The 25,135-nt window shown below is 35.4% G+C and carries 22 protein-coding genes; 13 read left to right on the top strand and 9 right to left on the bottom strand.

Going from position 1 to position 25,135, the window contains the following annotated elements; translation table 11 throughout:
- Positions 1 to 137: 137 nt before the first annotated feature.
- The 5 genes from hemL to QLS31_RS03115 all read right to left on the bottom strand — a co-directional run bounded on the left by hemL (position 138) and on the right by QLS31_RS03115 (position 5,956).
- Positions 138 to 1,424, bottom strand: coding sequence for a glutamate-1-semialdehyde 2,1-aminomutase (gene hemL, locus QLS31_RS03135; protein WP_282742512.1), 1,287 nt, complete (start codon positions 1,422 to 1,424; stop codon positions 138 to 140).
- A 32-nt stretch (positions 1,425 to 1,456) separates the two neighbouring features.
- A complete protein-coding gene (locus tag QLS31_RS03130; protein ID WP_282742510.1) occupies positions 1,457 to 2,365 on the bottom strand; it encodes a glucosaminidase domain-containing protein in 909 nt (302 codons plus the stop codon).
- Positions 2,358 to 3,254, bottom strand: coding sequence for a pyridoxal-phosphate dependent enzyme (locus tag QLS31_RS03125; RefSeq protein WP_282742508.1), 897 nt, complete (start codon positions 3,252 to 3,254; stop codon positions 2,358 to 2,360). The genes QLS31_RS03130 and QLS31_RS03125 overlap by 8 nt, the downstream gene beginning before the upstream one ends.
- A gap of 86 nt (positions 3,255 to 3,340) precedes the next feature.
- Complete coding sequence (locus tag QLS31_RS03120; RefSeq protein WP_282742506.1) at positions 3,341 to 5,176, bottom strand: T9SS type A sorting domain-containing protein; 1,836 nt, start codon at positions 5,174 to 5,176, stop codon at positions 3,341 to 3,343.
- Positions 5,177 to 5,620: 444 nt separating this feature from the next.
- Positions 5,621 to 5,956 carry a hypothetical protein gene (locus QLS31_RS03115; RefSeq protein WP_282742504.1) on the bottom strand — a complete coding sequence of 112 codons (336 nt, stop codon included), beginning with the start codon at positions 5,954 to 5,956 and terminating at the stop codon, positions 5,621 to 5,623.
- Between the two features lie 123 nt (positions 5,957 to 6,079).
- On the opposite strand from QLS31_RS03115, the gene QLS31_RS03110 reads away from it, so the two are divergent.
- The 6 genes from QLS31_RS03110 to QLS31_RS03085 all read left to right on the top strand — a co-directional run bounded on the left by QLS31_RS03110 (position 6,080) and on the right by QLS31_RS03085 (position 12,682).
- Positions 6,080 to 6,256, top strand: a complete 177-nt coding sequence (locus tag QLS31_RS03110) for a DUF5522 domain-containing protein (RefSeq protein WP_158589746.1) — start codon at positions 6,080 to 6,082, stop codon at positions 6,254 to 6,256.
- A gap of 217 nt (positions 6,257 to 6,473) precedes the next feature.
- The gene (locus QLS31_RS03105; RefSeq protein WP_282742502.1) at positions 6,474 to 8,456 is read left to right on the top strand and encodes a urocanate hydratase; all 1,983 of its coding nucleotides are present in this window, start codon (positions 6,474 to 6,476) and stop codon (positions 8,454 to 8,456) included.
- 49 nt (positions 8,457 to 8,505) lie between these two features.
- The gene (locus tag QLS31_RS03100) at positions 8,506 to 9,042 is read left to right on the top strand and encodes a DUF4136 domain-containing protein (protein WP_121342739.1); all 537 of its coding nucleotides are present in this window, start codon (positions 8,506 to 8,508) and stop codon (positions 9,040 to 9,042) included.
- A gap of 60 nt (positions 9,043 to 9,102) precedes the next feature.
- A complete protein-coding gene (locus QLS31_RS03095; protein WP_282742500.1) occupies positions 9,103 to 9,504 on the top strand; it encodes a group III truncated hemoglobin in 402 nt (133 codons plus the stop codon).
- A 63-nt stretch (positions 9,505 to 9,567) separates the two neighbouring features.
- Entirely contained in the window at positions 9,568 to 10,701 is a 1,134-nt protein-coding gene (locus QLS31_RS03090; RefSeq protein WP_282742498.1) for an esterase-like activity of phytase family protein, read from the top strand.
- A 223-nt stretch (positions 10,702 to 10,924) separates the two neighbouring features.
- Entirely contained in the window at positions 10,925 to 12,682 is a 1,758-nt protein-coding gene (locus QLS31_RS03085) for an aromatic amino acid hydroxylase (RefSeq protein ID WP_282742496.1), read from the top strand.
- Between the two features lie 57 nt (positions 12,683 to 12,739).
- Here the strand turns inward: QLS31_RS03085 and QLS31_RS03080 are convergent, their stop codons facing one another.
- The 4 genes from QLS31_RS03080 to alaS form a co-directional block, all read right to left on the bottom strand.
- Positions 12,740 to 13,360: a DUF4230 domain-containing protein gene (locus QLS31_RS03080; protein ID WP_282742493.1), complete on the bottom strand. Its 621-nt coding sequence runs from the start codon at positions 13,358 to 13,360 to the stop codon at positions 12,740 to 12,742.
- Between the two features lie 2 nt (positions 13,361 to 13,362).
- Complete coding sequence (locus QLS31_RS03075; RefSeq protein ID WP_282742491.1) at positions 13,363 to 14,319, bottom strand: GSCFA domain-containing protein; 957 nt, start codon at positions 14,317 to 14,319, stop codon at positions 13,363 to 13,365.
- 134 nt (positions 14,320 to 14,453) lie between these two features.
- Positions 14,454 to 15,143 (bottom strand): hypothetical protein, encoded by a 690-nt coding sequence (locus tag QLS31_RS03070; protein ID WP_282742489.1) that lies wholly within the window; start codon positions 15,141 to 15,143, stop codon positions 14,454 to 14,456.
- Positions 15,144 to 15,476: 333 nt separating this feature from the next.
- The gene (gene alaS / locus QLS31_RS03065) at positions 15,477 to 18,110 is read right to left on the bottom strand and encodes an alanine--tRNA ligase (protein ID WP_282742487.1); all 2,634 of its coding nucleotides are present in this window, start codon (positions 18,108 to 18,110) and stop codon (positions 15,477 to 15,479) included.
- 344 nt (positions 18,111 to 18,454) lie between these two features.
- On the opposite strand from alaS, the gene QLS31_RS03060 reads away from it, so the two are divergent.
- From QLS31_RS03060 to QLS31_RS03030, 7 genes are all read left to right on the top strand, one after another.
- A complete protein-coding gene (locus tag QLS31_RS03060; RefSeq protein WP_282742485.1) occupies positions 18,455 to 19,432 on the top strand; it encodes a M23 family metallopeptidase in 978 nt (325 codons plus the stop codon).
- 102 nt (positions 19,433 to 19,534) lie between these two features.
- Positions 19,535 to 19,867 carry a MerR family transcriptional regulator gene (locus tag QLS31_RS03055; protein ID WP_099714491.1) on the top strand — a complete coding sequence of 111 codons (333 nt, stop codon included), beginning with the start codon at positions 19,535 to 19,537 and terminating at the stop codon, positions 19,865 to 19,867.
- A 12-nt stretch (positions 19,868 to 19,879) separates the two neighbouring features.
- Entirely contained in the window at positions 19,880 to 20,467 is a 588-nt protein-coding gene (locus QLS31_RS03050) for a LemA family protein (protein WP_282742483.1), read from the top strand.
- A gap of 4 nt (positions 20,468 to 20,471) precedes the next feature.
- Complete coding sequence (locus QLS31_RS03045) at positions 20,472 to 20,909, top strand: TPM domain-containing protein (RefSeq protein WP_282742481.1); 438 nt, start codon at positions 20,472 to 20,474, stop codon at positions 20,907 to 20,909.
- Between the two features lies 1 nt (position 20,910).
- Positions 20,911 to 21,711, top strand: a complete 801-nt coding sequence (locus QLS31_RS03040; protein WP_282742478.1) for a TPM domain-containing protein — start codon at positions 20,911 to 20,913, stop codon at positions 21,709 to 21,711.
- Between the two features lie 113 nt (positions 21,712 to 21,824).
- Positions 21,825 to 22,238, top strand: coding sequence for an Rrf2 family transcriptional regulator (locus QLS31_RS03035; RefSeq protein WP_282742476.1), 414 nt, complete (start codon positions 21,825 to 21,827; stop codon positions 22,236 to 22,238).
- A gap of 243 nt (positions 22,239 to 22,481) precedes the next feature.
- Entirely contained in the window at positions 22,482 to 25,025 is a 2,544-nt protein-coding gene (locus tag QLS31_RS03030; protein WP_282742474.1) for a TonB-dependent receptor, read from the top strand.
- Positions 25,026 to 25,135 lie beyond the last annotated feature (110 nt).

Raw genomic sequence — 25,135 nt, 5'->3', positions numbered from 1 at the left:
TCTATTATAACAACGAAAGAATTAAATCAAATTTAAACAAAATGAGCCCGATAAAATATCGAGCTCATTATTATCAAAATTAATTATAAATTTGTCTAACTTTTTGGGTGCAGTCTAATTCAGGGGCTTTTTTATTATTAAAATGTTTTCGATACTTTGTCTATGGCTCGAATGGTAAAATCTAAATCCTCATATGTTAATGCATCAGTAATAAACCAGGTCTCATAAGCGGATGGCGCAATATAAATCCCTTCTTGCAATAATCCGTGAAAGAATTTCTTGAACGTTTCGTTATCGCCGTTTGCAGCGGTTTGAAAATCAACAACCGGAGCAGCATCAAAATGAACCGAAATCATCGATCCAATACTGTTGATTGTAAATGTAACGTTATTTGCTTTCAACACTTTATCAATTCCTACAGCCAAATACGCTGTTTTCTCTTCTAATCTTTGAAAAATAGCACGGTCATTATCTAAAGCTTGCAACATTGCTAATCCAGCAGCCATTGCCAACGGATTTCCAGACAATGTTCCTGCCTGATAAACGGGACCTAACGGAGCCAGATAATTCATAATTTCTTCACGGGCAGCAAAAGCACCAACAGGCAATCCTCCACCGATTACTTTCCCGAAGCAAACAATATCAGCGGTTATATCGAATAATTCCTGAACACCACCTCTAGCGAGTCTGAAACCAGTCATAACCTCATCAAAAATCAATAGAATTCCATTATCGGTACACAATTGGCGTAAGCCTTCCAAAAAGCCTTTATTTGGCGGAATACAGCCCATATTTCCCGCAACAGGTTCCACAATTATGGCTGCAATTTCATTTTTATTGGCTTCAATTAAAGTCGCTACATTTTCTAAGTCATTGTATTTTGCAAGCAAAGTATCTTTGGCCGTTCCTGCTGTAACTCCAGGACTGTTAGGCGAACCAAAAGTAATTGCTCCACTTCCCGCTTGGATTAAAAACGAATCCGAATGACCGTGATAACAACCTGCAAATTTTATTATTTTATCTCTTTTGGTAAATCCGCGAGCCAATCTTACAGCACTCATACAGGCTTCGGTACCTGAATTTACAAATCTAATTTTATCTATATTTGGAACCATGGAAACAGCCAAAGCTGCAATTTGAGTTTCCAATTCTGTTGGCATCCCAAATGAGGTTCCTAACTTAGCTTTCTCAATCACGGCTTGTACGACCGGTTCGTAAGCGTGTCCTAAAATCATTGGTCCCCAAGAATTGATATAGTCAATCAAACGGTTTCCATCTTCATCGTACAAATAAGCACCTTTGGCACTTTTGACAAAAATTGGAGTTCCACCCACCGCTTTAAAAGCCCTTACTGGCGAATTTACACCTCCTGGAATTACTTTTTCTGCTTCAGCAAAAAGCTGACTGCTTCTTTTATACAACATTTATGAATTATGAATTATAGTTATTTTTTCAATTATTTTACCATCAACCTCTGTCCAATAGAAAGTGTATTGTCAGAAAGATTATTTTTTTGTTTTAAATCATCAACCTTTAAATCGAATTTTTTTGAAATTGAATACAGCGTATCCCCTTTTTGAACAACGTATGAAAATAAGTCTTGATTAATTGTATTTCTCGATTCAATCGTTAATTCCTCAACCATTTGTTTTTCATTAGACACATAATTTACATCTAAAACCTGATTGTCATATTGATGCAAATTGTAGCGCTCAATATAAGAAATCAACTTATCCGGATATTTTGGATCTGTGGCATAACCTGCAGCTCTTAGCCCTTTTGCCCAAGCTTTATAATCGCCTTTTGAGAATTCAAATAGCTTGGAATACCTGCTTCTTCCTGTCAAAAATAACGCGTGATCTTTGAAGGATTCTGAAGGATTGTCATATTTTCTAAAGCACTCCTGATCAGAATCATCGTCATGCTTAACGCTTTCTCCTGTCCATCCTACGTGACATTTTATTCCAAAATGATTATTAGCACTTATTGCTAAATCACCTCTTCCTGCACCCGATTCTAAAATCCCCTGAGCCAAAATAATACTTGCGGGAATCCCATAATTTTTCATGTTTCCCATTGCAATTTCTTTAAATTTAGAAATATACGAAACGATAACATCATTAGTAACCACTGTTTTTGAAGTTGAAACAATTACTTCTGTTTCCCGATTACCTTGTTCTTTTTTTACCGGTTTTGCAACTGTTGGTCTTGTAGTGGCAGGACTTGACGCAGCTGGTTTTTTTATCGTGCGTACTACCTCTGGTTTTGGTTTTATGGGAGCTTTCTTTGTTACAATAACAGGTTTTGCGGCATTACAACCTATCAAAGTAATTATGGTAAGAAGCAGTAGGATTTTTTTAAACATTGATATCGATTGTTGGTAATTGTTTGTTTCTTAATTTCATATTCATTCCTTGAATTCCCTGAATTCCACCTGTATGAATTAGTAAAATTTTTGATTCGGCAGGAAAATAGTTTTTTTGAATTAAATCTATAACGCCAAAAACCATCTTTCCCGTATAAATGGGGTCCAAGGGAATCTGATTTTCCATGTAAAACTGATTAATGAATCCGATTAAGGCTTCATTTACTTTCCCGTAACCCCCAAAATGATACTCCGTAATTAAGTCCCAATTTTCATTTTGGACAAAATTACGAATTTCCTCTTTCAAAAAATCACCTTTTAAAGCGGGAAATCCTAAAACTTTTTGGTGCGGTAAAGCACTGTTAATAATTCCAGAAATGGTACCGCCAGTTCCTATTGAGCAACAAATATAATCAAATTCAGCATCTTCCGGAGTTAGAATCTCTTGACACCCTTTGATGGCTAAAGCATTTGTTCCTCCTTCAGGTATTAGATAAAAATCGCCAAATTGCTGTTTTAATTTCTCTAAAAATGAAGCCTCGCTTTTTAAGCGGTACTCTTCTCTTGAAATAAATTCCAGTTGCATTCCGCAATTTTGAGCAAATGCCAATGTGGGATTCTCTGCTATTTTACTCCCTAATTCATCCCCACGAATAATTCCTATGGTTTTAAATCCTTTTTCTTTTCCTGCAAAAGCTACTGCTGCGATATGATTTGAAAAAGCGCCTCCAAAAGTAAGCAGCTTTTCAAAATGCTCCGTTTTCGCTTGCAGCAAATTGTATTTCAGCTTTCTGAATTTATTTCCGGAAACAAAAGGGTGAATCAAATCCTCCCGTTTGATGGCTACTGAAATAGAGTTTAGAAACGGAGATTTTACCTGTTGATTCAAGGGAAGTGATTTTGGCACAAAGGTAAAATTATATCTAATAAAAATGCAACCCTTACAGATTGCATTTTTTTCATTTATGTTGACTCTTATCTTCTGATAATTATTTTTTGACCAACTTCAATTTTATCTTTAGTTGCTATTTTAACGATATAAATTCCATCACTAAGTCCTGAAGTAGAAAAGGTATAAGACGAATTCGATCCTAAATCTTTTTTATTAAAAATTAATTTTCCGGCTACATCATACAAATTGCAAGTAGCAAGATCCAATAATAATGGATTACTAATGGTTAAGTTCTTAGTTGTGTTATTTTGATAAACCACAAAACTTTGGCGTGCTGTTTCGTCAACACCTAAAGCAACATTGTTTTTAAAAGTAATTTCAAACTGTGTGTTGTTTACTCCTGCCGGCAATGTCAAATCATAGAAATCGTTTTTGATGTCGTGGTATAAATCGGTTGTTTTATCATGTAAATAAACGGCATTGGTCCCTGTAAAATTCAACATTCCCTTTACTGTAATCTTAAAATTAGCTTGATTTGTATTTTTAAAACCAATTGGAATCTTTTTATCCATATCAAAATTCACTGCGTTAATAAGATATTCATCGTTTTCTATCACAAAATAAACATCTGCCGGACTATCATCACTGGAAGATATTGCATCCATCGCGCGATCAACCCCATCAGTAGCATCAGGAACAAATGCCAGAACAATTTGACGAACTCCTTGATTGTTCAATAAGGTATTAAATCGGATTTGAGGTGTTGGTAGAACACTTACGGTTTTGTAATCAAACCCAGATACTGATGGAATATCAGCCATATAAGTCGAAGTAGTCTTTGTTTTATTTGAATTTATACTTTTTTCAAATTCAGAAAAATTCGATGCGCCTTCTTTAACAAAAACCCTGTAGCTATTTTTCATCTCTACAGTTCCGTTAACCAATCCATCAATCATGAAACCTTGTCCAATAGGAGAAAAACGTCTTTCATAATTTCCCCCTACACCAGAAACCGACCCCTCATTTCCAGATCCATCGTAGGAATAAAAAGTAGCTGGTACATAAATCCCACTACTACCAATAGTACCCGGGGAAAAAGCGCCATATCCGCCTTTATAATCCGCAATAAAATGAGAATCAACTGTTTTATCCTGTTCCCAGAAATAAGCAATTCCAGTACAATTTGTTTGTTCAATTAAAAAAGCAGACAAATCTATTGCCGATGGATATGGATTTCCTGTCAATGTAAATTGCTCAAATGCAACTGGAATGGATATAGTCCCATCATTAGGTTTTCCTCTAAAATCGTAGCGCTGTATACCTCCAGGATTGTTTTGAACTCCATTTACTGTTGTTAAATTAGTCCCTGAACTCCCTTTCATCGTAAATCCTTCTCCTGCATTAATATTGGAAGTTGATCCAACCTGAATCCAATCTGAATAGTTGGATGAAGCGGTTAACTTAAAAATCCAATAGGGTGCAATTGCAAATGGGCTGGCAGTTCCATCGTAATTATTCATTGCCAAAGGAGTTGAGTTGGTACTATTTGTCACATCTACAATATTTTTTAGTTGCGTGATTCCAAAAGCAGAATTTCCTGCAATTGCATTACTGCCTCCAACTGGAGAACACCAATAATCGAATTGATAATTGTTTGTAGTCCCTTCTTGAAAAACGGACAAACTTCCAAGACCTTTATTAGCACTTCCTGATGTAGCACCTTGAACCAACTGAGCATCCGTCCTTAAATAGAAATTACTGCTTGCAGCATTTAACTCCAGTTGCTGTTTCACAAAAACCACTTGGTTATTTGCAAAAACATAACTGTTAGGACTTACATACATCTGGGCATTTACATTGTTCTGCAAAAATAATCCAGTAACAATCAATAGTGTTCGTTTAAGTAATTTTGAGTCCATAAGTCAGCATTTTAAATTAATTTGTATGAAGTAAATTATATTTTTTACGAAGACATTATACTTGAAATAATGCCACTTTAATTTTAAAAAATGAAATCTTCTTTAGCCTTAAAAGGTCTAAAAACACATTCCTAAATCAAGTATTTCAGCTAATAAAAGCTGTTTTGAGTTATTTTTATTTAAAGTTACAAAAAAAATAGAATAGGAATTAGCATAAACACCGATAAAAAGTACAAATAATCGATTAAATACATCTTTTTTTATTTTAAATATATAATTTCTTACAATTAAAAATTTAAACAGTAGCAATTAACCATTTAAGGATTTCTAATAAAAAAATATTTAAAACACTGTAAGTTAATACTGTAGAATTGTTTTAACTCAATAAACAAAAAGCGATAAAACACAATCGAATGAAACAAAATGATTCGCCTAAGACTATTCCTATTTTATGTCTAAATATTTTAAGAATCGAAAAGAAGGTCTGTTTTTTAAGTACTCAAAATTTGATTCATTTGTATAAGCTTCTCTTTCAAAACTAATGTTTCTGTAAGCCAGATTTGCATTTTTATACTGAATCAATCGAACACAATATTCTATCAGATACCAAATAAAAAAGGGAAGTATTAATAATTCTAATTGTTGGCGAAGATGAATTTTCTCGTGATTGACAAAAATTCTATTTCCTTTATCCATTTCATATTTTACAAATACAAAAGGAAATACAGCCAATCCACGATATCCTTTAGGAATTAAATATTTAGCAACAATCAGAAACATTCGCTATAAAATTTATAAATTTGTAATGATAAAAGGGTTCTATTTAATGAAAATCTCAATCGTTTGAGTCGATTTTAATGAATTAGTAATCCAAATAAATTTTACAATAGAATAATCCCAAACATGATTGACCAAAGTAATGAAAATAAATTGATAGAAGGGGAAGATTTCTATTACACACCCGAGGGCTATAAATGCTTTACTGAAAAATACCATTTAAAACGTGGTTATTGCTGTAAAAGTGGCTGTCGCCATTGTCCCTATGGTTTTGATAAAAAAACAGGAACCAATAAAAAGTAATCGAATTTTAGAATCAAAATCAACAAAATAAGAAAACATCAGTTTTAAAAAACATCAAATAAAATGGATATTTGTTCACAGAAATATAGAATCAAAATTCACAAATCCTACCACAGGTCGGATATTCGTTATCCTTAGTCGTTACATTTTTTTTCACACAAAGTTTAAGCTTCTTAAATGAACCAACACAAAAAAAATAACGAATCAACAGCTAAAAATGACTTTTCAAGAACAAATACAACAAGGAATTCCATCGGTTTTACCAAAACCAAAACCATACGAAATTGACATCAATCATGCACCAAAGCGCAAAGAAATCCTTTCAATTGAAGAAAAAAAATTGGCACTTCGCAATGCCTTACGTTATTTTGAACCGCAACATCACGCTGAATTAATCAAAGAATTTTCAGAAGAACTGGAAACCTATGGTCGTATTTATATGTACCGTTTGCGCCCAGATTATAAAATGTACGCAAGACCTATTGCTGAATATCCAGGAAAATGTGAGCAGGCCAAAGCAATTATGCTGATGATTCAAAACAATTTGGATTATGCCGTAGCACAACATCCGCATGAGCTGATTACTTATGGTGGAAATGGGGCCGTTTTTCAAAACTGGGCACAATATCTTTTGACGATGCAATATTTGTCTGAAATGACAGAGGAACAAACGCTGACCATGTATTCCGGTCATCCAATGGGATTGTTCCCTTCCCATAAAGAAGCTCCGCGAGTTGTCGTGACTAACGGAATGGTAATTCCTAATTATTCTAAACCGGACGATTGGGAAAAAATGAATGCACTGGGCGTTTCTCAATACGGACAAATGACCGCAGGAAGCTACATGTACATAGGACCACAAGGAATTGTACACGGAACAACAATTACGGTTTTGAATGGTTTTCGTAAAATAAAACGCAGCCCAAAATGTGGATTATTTGTCACCTCTGGCTTGGGCGGAATGTCTGGCGCGCAACCAAAGGCCGGAAATATTGCCGGTTGTATCACTGTCTGTGCCGAAGTAAACCCAAAAATAACGCACATTCGCCATAGTCAAGGATGGATCAATGAAGTCATTGATGATGTGGATGAATTAGTAAAAAGAGTCACTTTAGCACAAGCTAATAATGAAATTGTTTCCATTGGATATCTTGGAAATGTGGTTGATATTTGGGAAAAATTTCACGAAGAAAACATCCATATCGATTTAGGATCAGATCAAACTTCCTTACATAATCCTTGGGCGGGCGGCTATTATCCAGCTGACATTTCCTTTGAAGAAGCTAATATAATGATGGCATCAACTCCTGATTTATTTAAAACAAAAGTACAGGAAACATTACGTCGTCATACGACAGCAATCAATAAACACACTGCCAAAGGAACGTATTTCTTTGATTATGGAAATGCTTTTTTACTGGAAGCTTCCCGCGCCGGTGCTGATGTTATGGCAGAGAATCATATTGATTTCAGGTATCCGAGTTACGTACAGGATATTATGGGACCAATGTGTTTTGATTATGGTTTTGGCCCTTTTCGATGGGTTTGTGCTTCGGGAAAACCAGAAGATTTAGCCAAAACAGATTTAATTGCTTGTCAGGTTTTGGAAGAAATGGCAAAAACGGCTCCTGAAGAAATTCAGCAACAAATGCAGGATAATATCCATTGGATAAAAGGCGCACAAGAAAATAAATTAGTCGTAGGTTCCCAAGCCCGAATCTTGTATGCTGATGCTGAAGGGCGCGTTAAAATTGCCGAAGCCTTTAATCAGGCGATTGCCAAAGGTGAAATAGGAACTGTCGTTTTAGGCAGGGATCACCATGATGTTTCCGGTACTGATTCGCCATACAGAGAAACTTCAAATATTTATGACGGCTCAAGATTTACAGCTGATATGGCGATACAAAATGTCATTGGAGACAGCTTTCGAGGTGCTACTTGGGTATCCATACACAATGGCGGTGGCGTGGGCTGGGGCGAGGTAATAAACGGTGGATTTGGTATGGTTCTTGATGGATCTCAAGAAGCTTCAAGACGTTTAGAATCAATGCTTTTCTGGGATGTCAACAATGGAATTTCCAGAAGAAGCTGGGCTAGAAATGACGGAGCATTATTTGCAATAAAAAGAGCGATGGAGACGCAACCTTTATTGAAAGTGACCATCCCTAATATAGTAGCCGACAATTTGTTGGATTTTTAAAAATTTGAACGTAACTTTAGTAAACATATAGTAATCAAATAACTAACCCATGAAAGCAATTAAACTCCTTCCAGTACTCCTACTTTTTGTAGCTGCATCTTGCAGTTCCGTAAGAGTGTATTCCGATTATGATAATAACATAAATTTTAGTCAATATAAAACGTATGCTTTCCATAAGAAAGGCATCGATAGAGTTGAAATTTCAGAATTGGATAAAAAAAGAATCCTTAATGCCATAGACCGAGAATTAAGCAAAAAAGGGATGACCAAAAGTGAAAATCCAGATTTGCTGATTAATATTCTTACCAAAGAAAGAGAACGAATAGACGTAAACCAATACAATGCCGGTTGGGGATATGGATGGGGTTACGGATGGAATCCTTACTTATGGGGAGGTCGAAGCACTTATGTTTCCTCTTCAACTGAAGGAACATTGTATATTGATTTAATTGATGCCAAGAAAAAAGAATTGGTTTGGCAAGGTGAAGGTGTTGGTTATCTAACTGAAAACCGCACTGAAAAAGAAAAACAAATCAATGAATTTGTCGCAAAAATTTTAGAGCAATTTCCTCCTAAAGCAAAATAGTTTACCATTACATTTCAACATAAAAGCCTACCTTTGCGTAGGCTTTTTTTATACCCGATCATGGCACAATTTAACGACATTACCACATTCGAAGATATCAAATTACTGGTTGATACTTTTTATTCTAAAGTTCAAAAAGACGAATTTATTGGACCCATATTCAACGAGAAAATAGGCAACCGCTGGCCGGAACATCTGGAAAAAATGTACCGCTTTTGGCAAACTATTTTGCTCGAAGTTCATTCTTATTCCGGAAGTCCATTTCCACCACACAAACAATTACCGGTTGCCAAAGAACATTTTGACCGCTGGATGGAAATTTTCACAGCAACTACCGATAGTTTATTTGTAGGTCCATTGGCCGAAGAAGCGAAACTACGTGCTAAAAATATGGCTGAAATGTTCCATTATAAAATTGATTATTTCCGCAATCTTGAAAAAAATCAAACGAACAATTCATAGTTTTTAAAGTGGGTTTTTAATCCAAAAATCAGATCCTTTTTGCAAACAGCAACACATTTTTTTATGCGCAAATTATTATTTCTTGTCGTTTTACCCGCTTTTCTTCTTTCTTGTTCCAATTTAAAACAAACCGCTGAAAACAAACCAACTCCAAGTTTAAAATTGGTCAGTTCCATTGAAATTCCTTTTGATAAAACGTTTCAGAATACAAAAGTGGGCGGATTGTCCGGAATCGATTATGATGCAAAAAACGATTTGTATTATTTGATATGTGATGACAGATCGATGTTTAACGATTCGAGATTTTATACTGCAAAAATTCGTTTGCTCGAAAATAAAGTAGAAGGTATCGATTTCCAAAGTGTCAGCACTTTAAAAAACGAAACCGGAACAGCGTATGGCGATTGGAACACCACACCAACTACTTCAGCAGATCCCGAAGATATCCGATTCAATCCAAAAACGAATACTTTGATTTGGAGCAGCGAAGGCGCGCGAGTGCTAACTGCCGACAAGGAAGTTTTACAAGATCCTTCACTAAATTTTATGGATTTAAAAGGTGATTTTCTAGGCAATGTTACCTTACCGGAAAATTTAAAAATGAAAAAGCTAGAAAAAGGCCCGAGAAATAATGGAACTTTAGAAGGAATTACATTCGATTTTAAATACAAAAATATTTACACCAATATTGAAGAACCTTTATTTGAAGATGGCGACCAAGCCAATACCAGCAAAGGAGGTTTTATTAGATTCTATCAATTTGATGCCAAAACAAAAGTAAACACCGCTCAATACGGCTACCAACTGGAACCCATTGCTCGCGAACCCAATCCGAAAGGAGCTTTTGGTGTAAATGCCGTTTCAGCAATTCAGTATTATGGTAAAAATCAGTTACTGATAGTAGAACGCTCCTACTCGACCGGAACGCAAGCTTGCACGATAAAAGTATTTTTATGTGATTTAAAAAAGGCAACTAATGTTAAAAACCATCCTTCATTACAGAACCAAAAATTGGAATTAGCTTCTAAAAAACTGATTCTAAACATGGATGATTTGGGAATTTTTATTGATAATATTGAAGGACTTACTTTTGGACCAAAATTAGCAAATGGTAATCCATCTATCATTTTTGTTTCGGATAATAATTTTTCTGATAAACAAAAAACACAGGTTTTGGTGTTTGAGTTGGTGAAGTAGTAAATCCAAAAAAAAGCTGTCAATCCCCAACTCCCCTAGCCCCGATTGCAATGAAAAGCTTTTTGCGAAAGCCGTTTTGGTTTTTCTTGTTGCTGCAGAGCGACCAAAGGAAGCTCCTGCGGGAACTGTAGAAAAACAAACGGGTTTGCAAAAACTTGCAATGAAAAGCGGGAAATAGCTCCTGAAATTCGTACTTTTGCAGTAGAACTACAACGTTTTCGATATGAACTCAACTATAGAAAGCAATCCGTTATTAGACCGATTGCCAAAGCACTTAAAACAATTCATTAAGCCTCAGGATTATAGCGATTATACGCCCATAAATCAAGCGGTTTGGCGTTATGTGATGCGCAAAAATGTAGATTACTTATCAAAAGTGGCGCATAGTTCCTACTTGGAAGGCTTGAAAAAAACGGGAATCGAAATTGACAATATTCCGAGCATGTATGGCATGAACCGTATTTTGACCGAAATAGGTTGGGCTGCAGTTGCCGTGGATGGATTTATTCCGCCTAATGCTTTTATGGAGTTTCAGGCGTATAATGTGCTTGTAATTGCTTCTGACATTCGCCAACTCGAACATATAGAATACACGCCCGCGCCGGATATTATTCACGAAGGAGCCGGTCATGCGCCCATTATTGCCAATCCGGAATATGCGGAATACCTGCGTCGTTTTGGTGAAATAGGATGTAAAGCGATTTCTTCGCATAAAGATTACCAAATGTATGAAGCCATCAGACTGCTTTCTATCTTGAAAGAAGCCGAAGATACACCGCAAGCCGATATTGATGCTGCCGAAAAAGCAGTGGAAGATTTGCAGAATAACATGGGTGAATTATCAGAAATGGCGCAAATTAGAAACCTGCATTGGTGGACTGTGGAATATGGTTTGATTGGAACTATCGACAATCCAAAAATTTACGGTGCCGGACTGCTTTCGTCTATTGGAGAAAGTGCGTGGTGCATGACGGACAATGTGAAGAAAATCCCTTACGATATATCAGCGGCGAACCAGAGTTTTGATATTACAAAACTGCAACCGCAACTTTACGTTACTCCAGATTTTGCTTATTTAAGTTTGGTTTTGGAAGAGTTTGCCAATAAAATGGCGTTGCGTACCGGAGGATTATCCGGAATTAATAAACTGATTCATTCCAATGCTTTAGGAACAATTGAATTGAGTACCGGAATTCAGATTTCGGGCGTTTTTACCAATGTTATTGAAGAAGAAGGAAAACCCGTTTATATCCAAACAACCGGAAAAACAGCATTATCTTACCGTGAAAAAGAATTAGTAGGTCATGGAACAATTAAACATGCCGAAGGTTTTGGAAGTCCTATTGGAAAACTAAAAGGTATAAATCTAGCGATTGAAGACATGAGTCCAAGAGATTTAAGCGCTTATTCTATCACTGAAAGTAAAAGTGTAACGCTTGAATTTGAAGGAGATATTACCGTAAAAGGGGAAATTATTACCGGATCGAGAAACCTGCACGGAGAGATTATTTTAATCAGTTTAAAGAATTGTATCGTGACTCACGGAGAAACTATTTTGTTTCAACCAGAATGGGGAATTTACGATATGGCTGTCGGTAAAAAAGCGATTTCAGCTTTTTCAGGTCCTGCTGATGTGAATAGTTTTGATTTGATTTCACATGTACCAACAAGCAAAACCATCAAAGCGAAACATACAGCGGAACGTGATGATTTAGAGGTTTTATATCAAACGATTCGAAACATAAGAGAAACAAAGGATACAGAAACTTCTTTAGCACCAATTTTTGATAAATTACACACCAATCATCCAAACGACTGGTTGTTAGCTGTTGAAATCGCAGAGCTTTTGAAGGACCGAAACGAACCGCAATTACTACAGGAAATAATGGTTTATCTTGATCAATTAAAACAAAAAAGACCCGAAGTAGCCCATTTGATTGCTGGTGGTTTGGACTTGATTTTCGATAAAGAGAAAGCTTAAAAAAGGAACCGCAGATTCGCAAATTATTAAATGGGTTAATCCGCGGTTCTTTTTTAATTATAATTTTATTTTTTGCCCAAAATCTTTCTCGCTTTCGATAACCTTTCCTTCGTATTGCAATTTCCACCCCATGGTATTGGTCAGAATCAATATTTTAGATAATTCGCTTATCAAGCGATTTTGAGCATTCGTTTTCAACGATGATTTTTCTATTTTCTTCGCCAGATTAGCTTTTACCGATTTGTTGATTTTATTGTAATCATCTCCCGTAAACGGATTCAATTTACTTTGTTCTACATCATAAAACTGAATATCAGGACTTATTTTTATTTCCTCTTTTGGAATACTTACAATTGTGATGGTTTTATTCTTTTCATCGATATCGTATTTCATTTTGTGCAAATCATACGCTACAGTCACATCGGCATTGACGACAACCAAGGCTTTTTTCTCGAAAGAAAGCATGTCCAACAAATATTTTTGCTGATTTTTATAGGTTATCACTTCAGAGAAATGTCCTTCTGTAACAACCAATTTCCCTACGTTCAGAATTTGTTGTTGAATAAGATTCGTATTGTACGTGATATCTTCATCATCGTTTTTCTTAAAATCACAGAATTTGAATAATAAAAATATTCCGCCAATAACTGCTATTCCAATAAGTATTCTTTTAAGCATAATTAAAATTTCATGAATGAATATTGATTTTCCAATTTAGTGATTTTTTCTTTGACTTTCGACTCAAACTTCAAATGACTTTCAGAATCTGGGTTAAAAGGCTTGTGCGAAAGGCTTTTTTGGACATTCTCGACTTCATCCATCACAGCAAAAGCAGTTTCTGAAATGGTAGTTTCCTTGAAACGTTTCCAAATATAATCGATTGCCACTTGATTGGGATGCAACATATCTTCGGCATAAAAACGGTAATCCCGAAGTTCATCCATCATGATTTCGTAGCTGGGAAAATATTCAGTACTCAGTTTACAGTGCTCAGTATTCAGAACATCGTGAATTGCAGAAATCAAATGTGCTTTACTCAACTGATTCTCTACAAAACCGTCTTTAATGTGGCGCACCGGCGAAACCGTAAAAATAATAGTGCAATTTGGATTTACAGAATGAATTAATTCTACTGTATTTGCTATACTATCTTTTATTTCCTCAACAGAAAGTAATTCTTTCTTGAACTGTTTTTGAGGTACTTTATGGCAATTCGCCACAATAGAATCGCTTTCTATATTTCGATAAACCCAAGAGGTTCCATACGTGATGACGAAATGTGTTGATTGGGTTATTTGTTGATTTGTTGATTTGATTATTGCGTTTAATGATGCTAATAATTCCTCTTTATTTGAATTACTCAAATCTGAATGTACATCAAAACAATGCCACCGTTCATTGTGAAAAAAAATATCGTTTTCTGTAAATTGCTTTCCTGAAACTGCAAAATCAATTAACTTTTCAATCGCTAACGGATGAAACAAAATCCCAACTGGATTACAGCTGTTTTTAAATTTAAAATAGTCCAGTTTCTCCGCCATATTTACCGCAAAACAAGAACCTAAAGACATAATAGTAGCATTATAATCTATTGGATAATCACTTTTAGGAATGGGAATTTGGGTTCTGAATTGCATTGCTATTTTATTTACTACAAATTTGAATAATTTTAGCGAATTAAATGAGGTTTAGTTCTTTTTTCATTGGTATAAAAAACCCTTTCAGAGTTTTAAACTTTGAAAGGGTTTATCAATCCTATAAACTCAAAAATTTATTCATAAAAATATTGTGTTTTCAGATACCCCGTATTTCCCTTAGCAAAAATTACTGTTTCCGAAACCTGTTCTGTTGGATAATTATCCGAATCATATTTAAAAGAGCTTTTATAAAAATTAGCTACCGATAATACTTGGTCTCCATTTGTAGTAATTGCAATTACTGTATTTATTAAACTGTTATTAGACGATATGGTCTCCATATGGTCCAATAAATTTTTATATCCCAAGACATTATACAACGGATTATTTTTAGCATCATAGTCAAAACTTACACTGTAACTTGAAGTGATTCCTACTGGCATAGTATCTAAAATCCTTTCATTTTTTATCAAATTTTCATTCTCAAAATACAATGCTCCATGAAATTCTTTTACTTGCTGATTGCCTGAAATCCTGAATCTTTCATAAGAAACCGTTTTATCTGAATTATGAATGTAATTTATTCTGTAATTACCCAAAGATTCAACTTCAACTAATTTACCCACAAGGTAACTGTATTCAATGGTCTCCGAAAGCTGATTTGTTTTATTTAGTATTACCCTTTTTGTAATTAAACCATCCGTATACGTGAAATCAGTACGTTTCTCAGTACCGTCAATACTAACTATTTCAGTTCCATTATAAGTATATACAGTTGTTTCTGAAGTCCCATTTTCTGAAGTTTCAACAACTTTCTTTAGCAATTTTAAACTATCGTCATTATCATTTGAACATGAATAAAGTGTCAATAAAAAAATTGATAATACCCAAAAAATATTTTTTGTTTTTTTCATTATAATAAATAAATCGATTCACCTTACTCAAACCTTGGGGTGCTACATCGATCAAACCTAGAGAAATAAAGTAAAAACGACAATATTCATCGTTACAATCCCTATATTTCAGTTAAACTACTATTTTTAAACTTATCTATGGCACAATAAGGAAGACCCTATAAATAGTGTGTCGAACAAAAAAATAAACCCTTTTAGAACATCTGTCCTAAAAGGGTTTCTATTATAAAAAATAAATTTGTTCTACTTTACAAAGTCAATCGCTTTTTCCAAAGCTTGTTGAATTCCTGCGACATTTTTTCCTCCTGCTGTAGCAAAAAACGGTTGTCCGCCACCACCACCTTGGATAAATTTACCCAATTCACGAACAACTTGTCCAGCATTTAGGTTTTTCTCTGCGACTAATTCTTTAGAAACATAACAGGTTAACATTGGTTTTTCTTCGTCGGCTGTAGCCAAAACTAAAAATAAATTATTCCCTAAATTTCCTAATTCATAAGCCAAATCCTTAGCTCCTTCCGGGTTCAAATCGACTTGTTTTGCCAAGAATTGAACGCCGTTTATTTCCTGTATTTCAGCTATTAAACTCGCTTTTAAGTTTTTGACTTTATCTTTTACCAAAGTCTCGATTTGTTTGGACAATTTTGCATTTTCTTCTTGCATCGAATGAACGGCTTTCAAAATATCCTGAGGATTTTTCAAGGCTGTTTTTACTTCATTCAATGTGCTTTCATACGATGCGAAATGTGCTTTTACCGCATCACTTGTAATGGCTTCAATACGACGAATTCCTGCAGCAACCGCTCCTTCAGAAACGATTTTGAAATGCCAGATTTCAGCTGTATTTTTTACGTGAATTCCACCGCATAATTCCATGCTTTCGCCAAATTTTATCGCACGAACCTCATCACCATATTTCTCTCCAAAAAGCGCCATCGCTCCTTCTTGAATCGCTTGCGCAAAAGGAATATTTCTTCTTTCGATAAGTGGTAATTGCTCCTGGATTCTTGCGTTTACAAAATCTTCTACTTGTTGCAATTCAGCTTCAGTCATTTTAGCAAAATGCGAAAAGTCAAAACGCAAATAGTTTGGATTTACTAAAGATCCTTTTTGTTCTACGTGCGTTCCAAGAATACTTCTCAAGGCTTGGTGCATCAAGTGTGTAGCCGAGTGATTTCTGGAAGACAAGCTTCTCAAATCCTGATTTACTTTAGCCACAAAACCAGCATTTACATTTTCTGGTAATTTTTTTGCAAAATGTAAAATCAGATTATTTTCTTTTTTGGTATCGATGATTTCGATGGTTTCATTTGCAGAAACCAACATTCCTTTATCTCCTACTTGTCCTCCACCTTCTGGATAAAAAGGCGTGTTATCTAAAACAATTTGGTATAAAACACCATCTTTTTTACTGTCAACTTTACGGATACGAGTGATTTTTACGCCACTTTCTGATTGATCGTACCCTACAAATGTTTCTACATTTCCAGGAATCAACACAGACCAGTCTTCGGTAGAAACTTCTGATGCTGCACGGGAACGATTTTTTTGTTCTTGCATAGCAGCATTAAAACCAGCTTCGTCCAGTTCGAATCCTTTTTCTCTAAGAATTAATGCCGTCAAGTCAATTGGAAATCCGAAAGTATCGTATAATTCAAATGCTTTTGCTCCAGAAACGGTTGAACCTTTAGTTTCGGCAACTACATTTTCCAGTAATTGTAATCCTTGGTCTAATGTTCTCAAGAAAGAAGCTTCTTCTTCACGAATCACATTGGTAACCAATTGTTGTTGCGATTTGATTTCCGGGAAAAATTCACCCATTTGATTCGCCAAAACAGCAACCAATTGATTGATGAAAGGTTCTTTGGTATTCAAGAACGTAAATCCGTATCGAATTGCACGACGCAAAATTCTACGAATTACGTAACCAGCTCCTGTGTTAGATGGTAATTGACCGTCAGCAATAGCAAAAGCAACGGCACGAACGTGATCGACCACTACACGAATAGCGATATTGGTTTTCTCCTCGACTGCGCTCGGAGTGACAGAATTATCAAGATATTTATATCCTGTAATTTGTTCTACTTTTTCAATAAGCGGTGTAAAAACATCGGTGTCATAATTCGAAGTTTTCCCTTGCAATGCCATACACAAACGCTCAAATCCCATTCCGGTATCAACGTGTTTTGCAGGCAGTTTTTCTAAAGAACCATCGGCTTTACGGTTGAATTCCATAAATACATTGTTCCAGATTTCCACAACTTGCGGATGGTCATTGTTTACCAAACTTTTTCCTGAAACTAAAGCTTTTTCTTCTGTAGAACGAATGTCAACGTGAATTTCTGAACATGGACCACACGGACCTTGATCTCCCATTTCCCAAAAGTTGTCTTTCTTGTTTCCAAGAATGATTCGGTCTTCATCGATCAATTCCTTCCAAATGTCCCAAGCTTCCTGATCGAATGGTACGTTTTCATCCGGATTTCCTTCAAAAACGGAAACGTATAAGTTTTCTTTTGGAATTTTATATACTTCTGTCAAAAGTTGCCAAGCCCAGTTGATGGCTTCTTTCTTGAAATAATCTCCAAAAGACCAGTTCCCCAACATTTCAAACATGGTGTGGTGGTAGGTATCAAAACCTACATCTTCTAAGTCATTATGCTTTCCTGAAACACGAAGACATTTTTGCGTATCGGCAATTCTGGTACTTTTTGGAGTTCCATTACCCAGAAAATATTCTTTGAACTGCGCCATTCCTGAGTTGTTGAACATCAGTGTTGGATCATCTTTTAGAACTATGGGTGCCGATGGAACGATTAAGTGTCCATTTGATGCAAAAAAATCCAGAAATTGTTTACGTACGTCTTGTGATTTCATTTTTATTGTTTGTTCGGTTATTTGTTAATTTGGTTAATCGGCTGCATCGCATAAACGAATAACCAAATTAACGAATTAACATTTTTTTGCCCCAGATAGCAGTGAAAAGCTTCGAGATTTATAGATTTATTTTTTCTTGAGGTGGCAGAGCGACTCCCGAAGTCTCGGGATAAGATCCTGCTGGCTCATTAGAAAAAAAGATTTATAAACGAGAACTTGTAACGAATAGCTGGAATATGCACATTATTTTATTTATTATTGAAAAAAGGGTGTAACAAATGAAACATTTATTAAATTTGTTCGTCTAACCTTTTACAGTGTGCAAAAATAGGGTATTTTAAAATATGTCGAAAGTAAAATATTATTACGATTCCGAAAATCTAGCCTATAGAAAAATAAAAACACGAAAAAGAAGAAAACTTGGTGTTATTATTCTGTTTTTATTGGCATCGGCATTGTTTGGTTTTTTGAGCTTCATTGTTTTATTGAACACTCCTTATTTTGAAACGCCGAAAGACCGTTTGCAAGCGCGTGAAATTGAAAATTTGAGATTGAATTATGCGCTGCTGAACAAAAAAATGGATCAGGTAAATGGCGTTATTGAAGCTATTGAAAATCGAGATAATAATTTATATCGTGTGTATTTCAACAAATCAGCGATTCCGGATTCTATTCGAAAAGCGGGATTACCAGGAATAAGCAGGTATAAAACACTAGAAGGTTATTACAATTCCCAGTTGGTAATCAATACCACAAAAAGAATTGATGTCCTTAGCAAGGAATTAGCGATTCAGTCGAAATCATTGGATGCAATTTTGAAATTGGCAGAAGCCAAAAGTGATTTTTTATCAGCTATTCCTGCCATTCAGCCAGTACGAAATGAAAATTTAAAGCAAATGGCATCTGGTTTTGGATACCGAACGGATCCTTTTACAAAAGCAAGGAAGATGCATGAAGGCATGGATTTTACAGCTAAAACAGGCACTCCCATTTATGCCACAGGCGACGGAGTTGTAGCAAAAGCGGACAATACTGCCTCAGGATTTGGAAATCATATTGTTATTCGGCATGGATTTGGATACGAAACTTTATACGCGCATCTGAGCAAATACAAAGCTAGAGCGGGACAACGTGTAAAACGAGGCGACATTATAGGTTATGTAGGAAGCACGGGAAGATCCGAAGGGCCGCACTTGCATTATGAGGTTCACAAGGATAAAAAAGTGGTGAATCCGCTTAATTTTTATTACGGAAATATTTCGGCTGTAGAATATGTTGTGATTGCACAATTAGCAAATCAAGAGAATCAATCATTAGACTAACACAAAAATAGTATTCAGTGTTCGGTTGGCAGTGTTCAGATAGAAGATAAAAAAATAGTATTCAGTGACTAATTCAACTCGACAAAAAATAAAAAATTAGCTATGCATATTGAATTATCTAAAGACAAAAGATATTACAGCATTGGCGAGGTAGCCAAAGCATTTGACGTGAATGCATCGCTGATTCGTTTTTGGGACAATGAATTTGATATTCTGAAACCAAAAAAGAATGCGAAAGGCAATCGAATGTTTACTCCGGAGGATATCACTAATTTACAACTGATCTATCATTTAGTCAAAGAAAGAGGTTTTACGCTGGAAGGTGCCAAAACCCATTTGAAAGAAGGACAGAAAAAAACGTTGGATAAGTTTGATATCATTCGAAAATTAGAAACGATACGCACACAATTAACAAATATAAAAAACGAACTTTAAAAACAAAACAAAATGAGAAAATGGTTAATCCCCGGAATTATAATCGCTGTCCTAGTTATTTGGTCAATAAGCTCTTACAATAGCCTTGTGAGTCTAAAAGCTGATTCGAAAACAGCTTGGTCAAATGTTGAAAGTAGTTATCAAAGAAGAAATGACTTAATTGGTAATCTTGTAAAAACGGTTCAAGGTGCTGCAGATTTTGAAAAAAGTACTTTAACAGCCGTTATTGAAGCGCGTGCAAAAGCGACTTCAGTAACTGTTGACCCAACAAACATTTCCCCAGAACAATTAGCAGCTTTCCAACAGGCTCAAAGTGGAGTTTCTGGTGCATTATCAAGATTATTGGTTTCAGTTGAACGTTACCCTGAATTGAAAGCAAATCAAAACTTTTTAGAATTACAATCACAATTGGAAGGTACCGAAAACAGGATTAACGTTACCAGAGACCGTTATAATGAAGTTGTAAATATTTATGACAAAAAAATCCAAAGTTTTCCTAGCGTAATTTTCGCAAAAATATTTGGATTTGAGGAAATGGCAAGATTTAAAGCAGAAGCAGGAGCTGAAAAAGCACCAGATGTAGAATTTGATTTCAAATAAAATGATGTCAGCAACCGAAGCATTCCTAACCCCGGAAGAAGAACGCGACATTGTGGAAGCCATTTCACAAGCCGAACAAAACACTTCGGGAGAAATTAGAGTTCATATAGAAAATCATACAGAAAAACCTCCGCTCGAAAGAGCTCAGGAGGTTTTTCATTCTTTAGGCATGGATAAAACCGCTATCAGAAACGGGGTTTTATTTTATGTTGGTGTTTCAGACCATACTTTTGCAATTATCGGCGATGAAGGTATTGACAAAGCTGTTGAAATTGATTTTTGGGACTGCACTAAAGACCTTGTCATTTCCCATTTTAAGAACAAACAATTTAAAGATGGTTTAGTGGCTGGGATTTTAAGGGCAGGCGAAAGGTTGCAACAATATTTCCCTTTTCAGGATGATGATGCCAATGAACTGTCGAACGAAATATCAAAAGGATAAAATGAAACACTTTAAAATAAAAAACACCCTATTCTTTATATTGGTAACTGTTTTATTTTTCCAATTTTCAGGATTTTCGCAAACCGCAACAATTCCTGAAAGACCAAGTTTTATTGCACCTATAATGGATTTGGATAATACTGGAACTTTAACCAAAGCGCAAACACAGAAATTATATCAAAAACTTAAAAATTATTCTGATTCCACTTCAACTGAAATATTAGTCCTTATAATCAAAACCACAAAAGGGGAAGATATAGCGCGATATGCAACAGATTTAGGACACAAATGGAAAATTGGACAAAAGGGAAAAGATAACGGAATTATTTTTCTTATTGCTAAAGGTGATCGAAAAATGACCATTCAAACCGGTTATGGAACCGAACATCTGATGACTGATGCTTTATCTAAAAGAGTCATAGAACTCGTTGTTAAACCCGAATTCAAGCAGGAAAACTATTTTGCCGGTATTGATAAAGGTACTACAGCCATCATGCAAATAATGAGTGGTGAATACAAAAATGACAAAAAACCCACTTCCAATAAAGGGTTTCCATTTTTACCACTAATCGTTATTGTCATCATTATAATCGTGCTGATATCCCGTAACAAAAGCGGTGGTGGAAATTCCGGTAACAGAGGTGGTGGAATAGGTCCAAGTTTACTTGATGTCATTATTCTAAGCAGCCTTGGAAGAAACAGTGGCGGAGGTGGTTTCGGCGGAGGTTCATCAGGTGGTGGATTTGGCGGATTTGGCGGTGGCGGCGGATTTGGCGGTGGTGGTGCTTCCGGCGACTGGTAATATTCAGTTTCCATATTGATAAAACAAGTACATCCGAAATTAAAAAAATTAAAGGCTCTTTTAAATATTTGTAGCGTCTAATCTATTCAAAAAACATAAATCAATTACAGTAAATGCTTTCACATAAAGCCAAATATGCACTAAAAGCACTCTTATATTTAGCGCAACAAGAAGAAACCCATGTTTCTCGAACTATCGAAATTGCGGAGGCGGCCACTATTCCAAAAAAGTTTTTGGAACAGATTTTATTGGATTTAAAACGCGGACATTTCGTAGGAAGTAAACAAGGTAAATTTGGTGGTTATTATCTCCTAAAATCTAAAAACGACATTACTTTAGCCGATATTCATAGACTTTTTGATGGTGCAATTGCTTTACTTCCTTGTGCATCATTAAATTTTTACGAACGCTGTTCTGATTGCATCGATGAATCGGAATGCCTATTACGACATGGATTGATTACCATTAGAGAAGAAACTTTAAAGGCTATGGAAGGCATTACTATTGCTTCATTGGTAAAAAAATAAAAAAATATCCTTTAAACTCTACTAATTTTATAGAATTAATTATATATTTGCCTCGAATTTAATACATCATTAACAATCCAAATTTAAACGTATGAAAACGTACCGAAGTAAGTTTGCTTTTTTGAATAGGCAATCCCGAAAAAATCAACTAATTATAATTAAAAAAAAGAGTTCTCAAATGATGTGTATGTGTTAGTAAAAAAATTTAAATTAAATTCTAATAATTACATATACTTAATATAAATGAAAAATTCTATAAAAAATATACTTACAATAGTATTCGTTTTAACATTCTCAATATCATTTGCACAGAACATTGAAGGCGTGGTTACCACAAACCAAAACATTCCATTAGAAGCCGCAAATGTTGTAATAAAAGGAACAACTTCTAACACAATTTCAGATTCTTACGGGAAATTTACAATAGACACAAAAGGAAAACTCCCTTTAACTCTTTTAGTTCAATATTTAGGATATAAAACTGCCGAAATAGAAATCTCTTCTTTACCAATACCCTCATTACAAATAAATCTTACTGAAGAAAATACTTTAATCGAAGTCGTAGTTTCTTCAAGACGCCGAATAGAAAAAGTACAAGATGTGCCAATAGCAATATCAGTAATAACAGGAAAACAGGCAGAACAAACTGGAGCTTTTAACGTTAATCGTATAAAAGAGCTGGTTCCTTCAGTTCAATTATATTCGTCAAACCCTAGAAATACGGGAATTAATATTCGAAGCTTAGGTTCTCCATTTGGACTTACAAATGATGGAATCGACCCGGGTGTTGGTTTTTATGTTGATGGCGTTTATTATGCGCGTCCAGCGGCAACCACTTTAGATTTTATCGATATAGATCAAATTGAAGTATTACGCGGCCCGCAAGGATCATTGTTTGGTAAAAATACAACTTCGGGAGCCTTTAACATTACTACTCGTAAACCAAGTTTTACTTCAGGTGCTAACTTTGAAGTGAGTTACGGAAATTACAACTTTTTGCAAGCTAAAGCTTCGATTACTGGAGCTTTGAGCTCAAAAATCGCTGGTCGCATCTCGTTTTCAGGTACACAACGTGATGGTTTAATCGATAATGTTGCAACAGGAAAACCTACCAATACCCTTAATAATCAAGGAATCAGGGGACAATTGCTTTATACCCCTTCTGAAAGAACTACTATTATACTAGCTGCAGATATCACAACGCAACGTCCAGATGGATATGCACAGGTAGTTGCTGGTGTCGCACCTACACAAAGAGCGGCTTACCGTCAATTTGATGCCATTATTGCTGATTTGAATTATCAATTACCAAGTTTAAATGCTTTTGACCGTAAAATTGACCACGATACGTCATGGCGTTCCGGACAAGATATGGGAGGTATATCTCTAAATGTAGATACAAAAATTGGAAATGGAACACTTACGGCAACAACTGCTAGGCGTTTTTGGAATTGGGATCCATCAAACGATAGAGATTTTACAGGATTACAAGTATTAGCAAAATCGCAAAACCCAACCAGACAGACACAAATAACGCAAGAAGTACGTTATGCAGGTCAGCTTACCTCTAAATTAAGTGGTGTTGTAGGTGTATTTTTTATTGACCAAACATCACAAACAGATGGTACAGAGGAATCTGGTAATGCACAATGGAGATTTGCACAAAGCACTACCAGTAATTTATGGAAAACACCAGGTCTGTTTGAAGGATACGGTATCAAAACCGATGCCCGTATTAGAGCTTCCAGTGCGGCAGTATTTGGTCAGTTGGACTGGGCTATAACAGAACGTTTACATGTATTACCAGGTATACGCTATAATTTTGACAAAAAAGATGCTGATTATAACCGTACAACATACGGAGGACTTCAAACGAACGACCCTGCCTTAATTGCCATGAAAAAACTAGTTTATACGGATCAGTCTTTTTCATTTAATACAGATAATACTGATTTTTCTGGTAACATAACTGTTTCTTTTAAAGCTTCTGACAAGATTAATGCATATGCGACTTTTGCAAAAAGCTATAAACCAGTTGGAGTAAACGTAGCTGGATTACCTACTCTTGCCGGACAGCCAATTCTTGAACTTGCCGTCATTAAACCGGAAGAAGTAAATCATTACGAAGTTGGAATAAAAACAGCACCGTTTAAAAACTCAATATTCAATATAACCTTCTTTAATACCGACATCAAAGATTTTCAAACCAATGTACAGGTAGCTGAATTAGGTGTAAACCGTGGCTATCTTGCCAATGCAGATAAAGTACAAGTAAAAGGTATAGAATGGGATGCTAGCTTTGTAATTAGCAAACATTTAACCATTAATGGAGCAGCTACCTATACAGATGCTAAATATGTTAAATTTACAAATGCTCCCCTTCCGCTAGAAGAAACAGGAGCGGCGGTATCATTCAAAGATGTTTCCGGAACTGCATTACCGGGTGCTTCAAAGTGGGCAGGATCTTTAGGTGGTGAACTTTCAGATAAAGCTAAATTCTTTGGGAATACAGGAAAAATATTCCTTGGAGTTGACTCTTATGCGCGTTCTAAATTCTCTTCAAGTCCATCTGCTTCAAAATATTTAGTAGTTCAGGGTTATGCGCTATTTAATGCTCGTTTGGGTTTCCGTGCAACAGATGGTTTGTCTGTACAATTCTGGGGACGAAACCTTTTAAATAAAGATTATTACGAACAACTATTGCCTGCTGGTGGAAATTCAGGACAGTATGCAGGTGTTTTGGGCGATCAAAGAACGTATGGTATTACATTGAAATATTCACTTTAAAAAACTTTCAAAAAAATTAAAATTTGAAACAGCACTCTTAAAAATCAGGTTTTAAGAGTGCTGTTTTCTTTTTTCTAAAACACTATTAAGTTGATAAATTAAAATATTTT

Source organism: Flavobacterium sp. XS2P24 (genome assembly GCF_030010285.1).
Lineage (GTDB): Bacteria > Bacteroidota > Bacteroidia > Flavobacteriales > Flavobacteriaceae > Flavobacterium > Flavobacterium algoritolerans.
The sequence above is the reverse complement of the archived record's forward strand: the minus strand, read 5'-3'. Positions and strand labels throughout refer to the sequence as shown.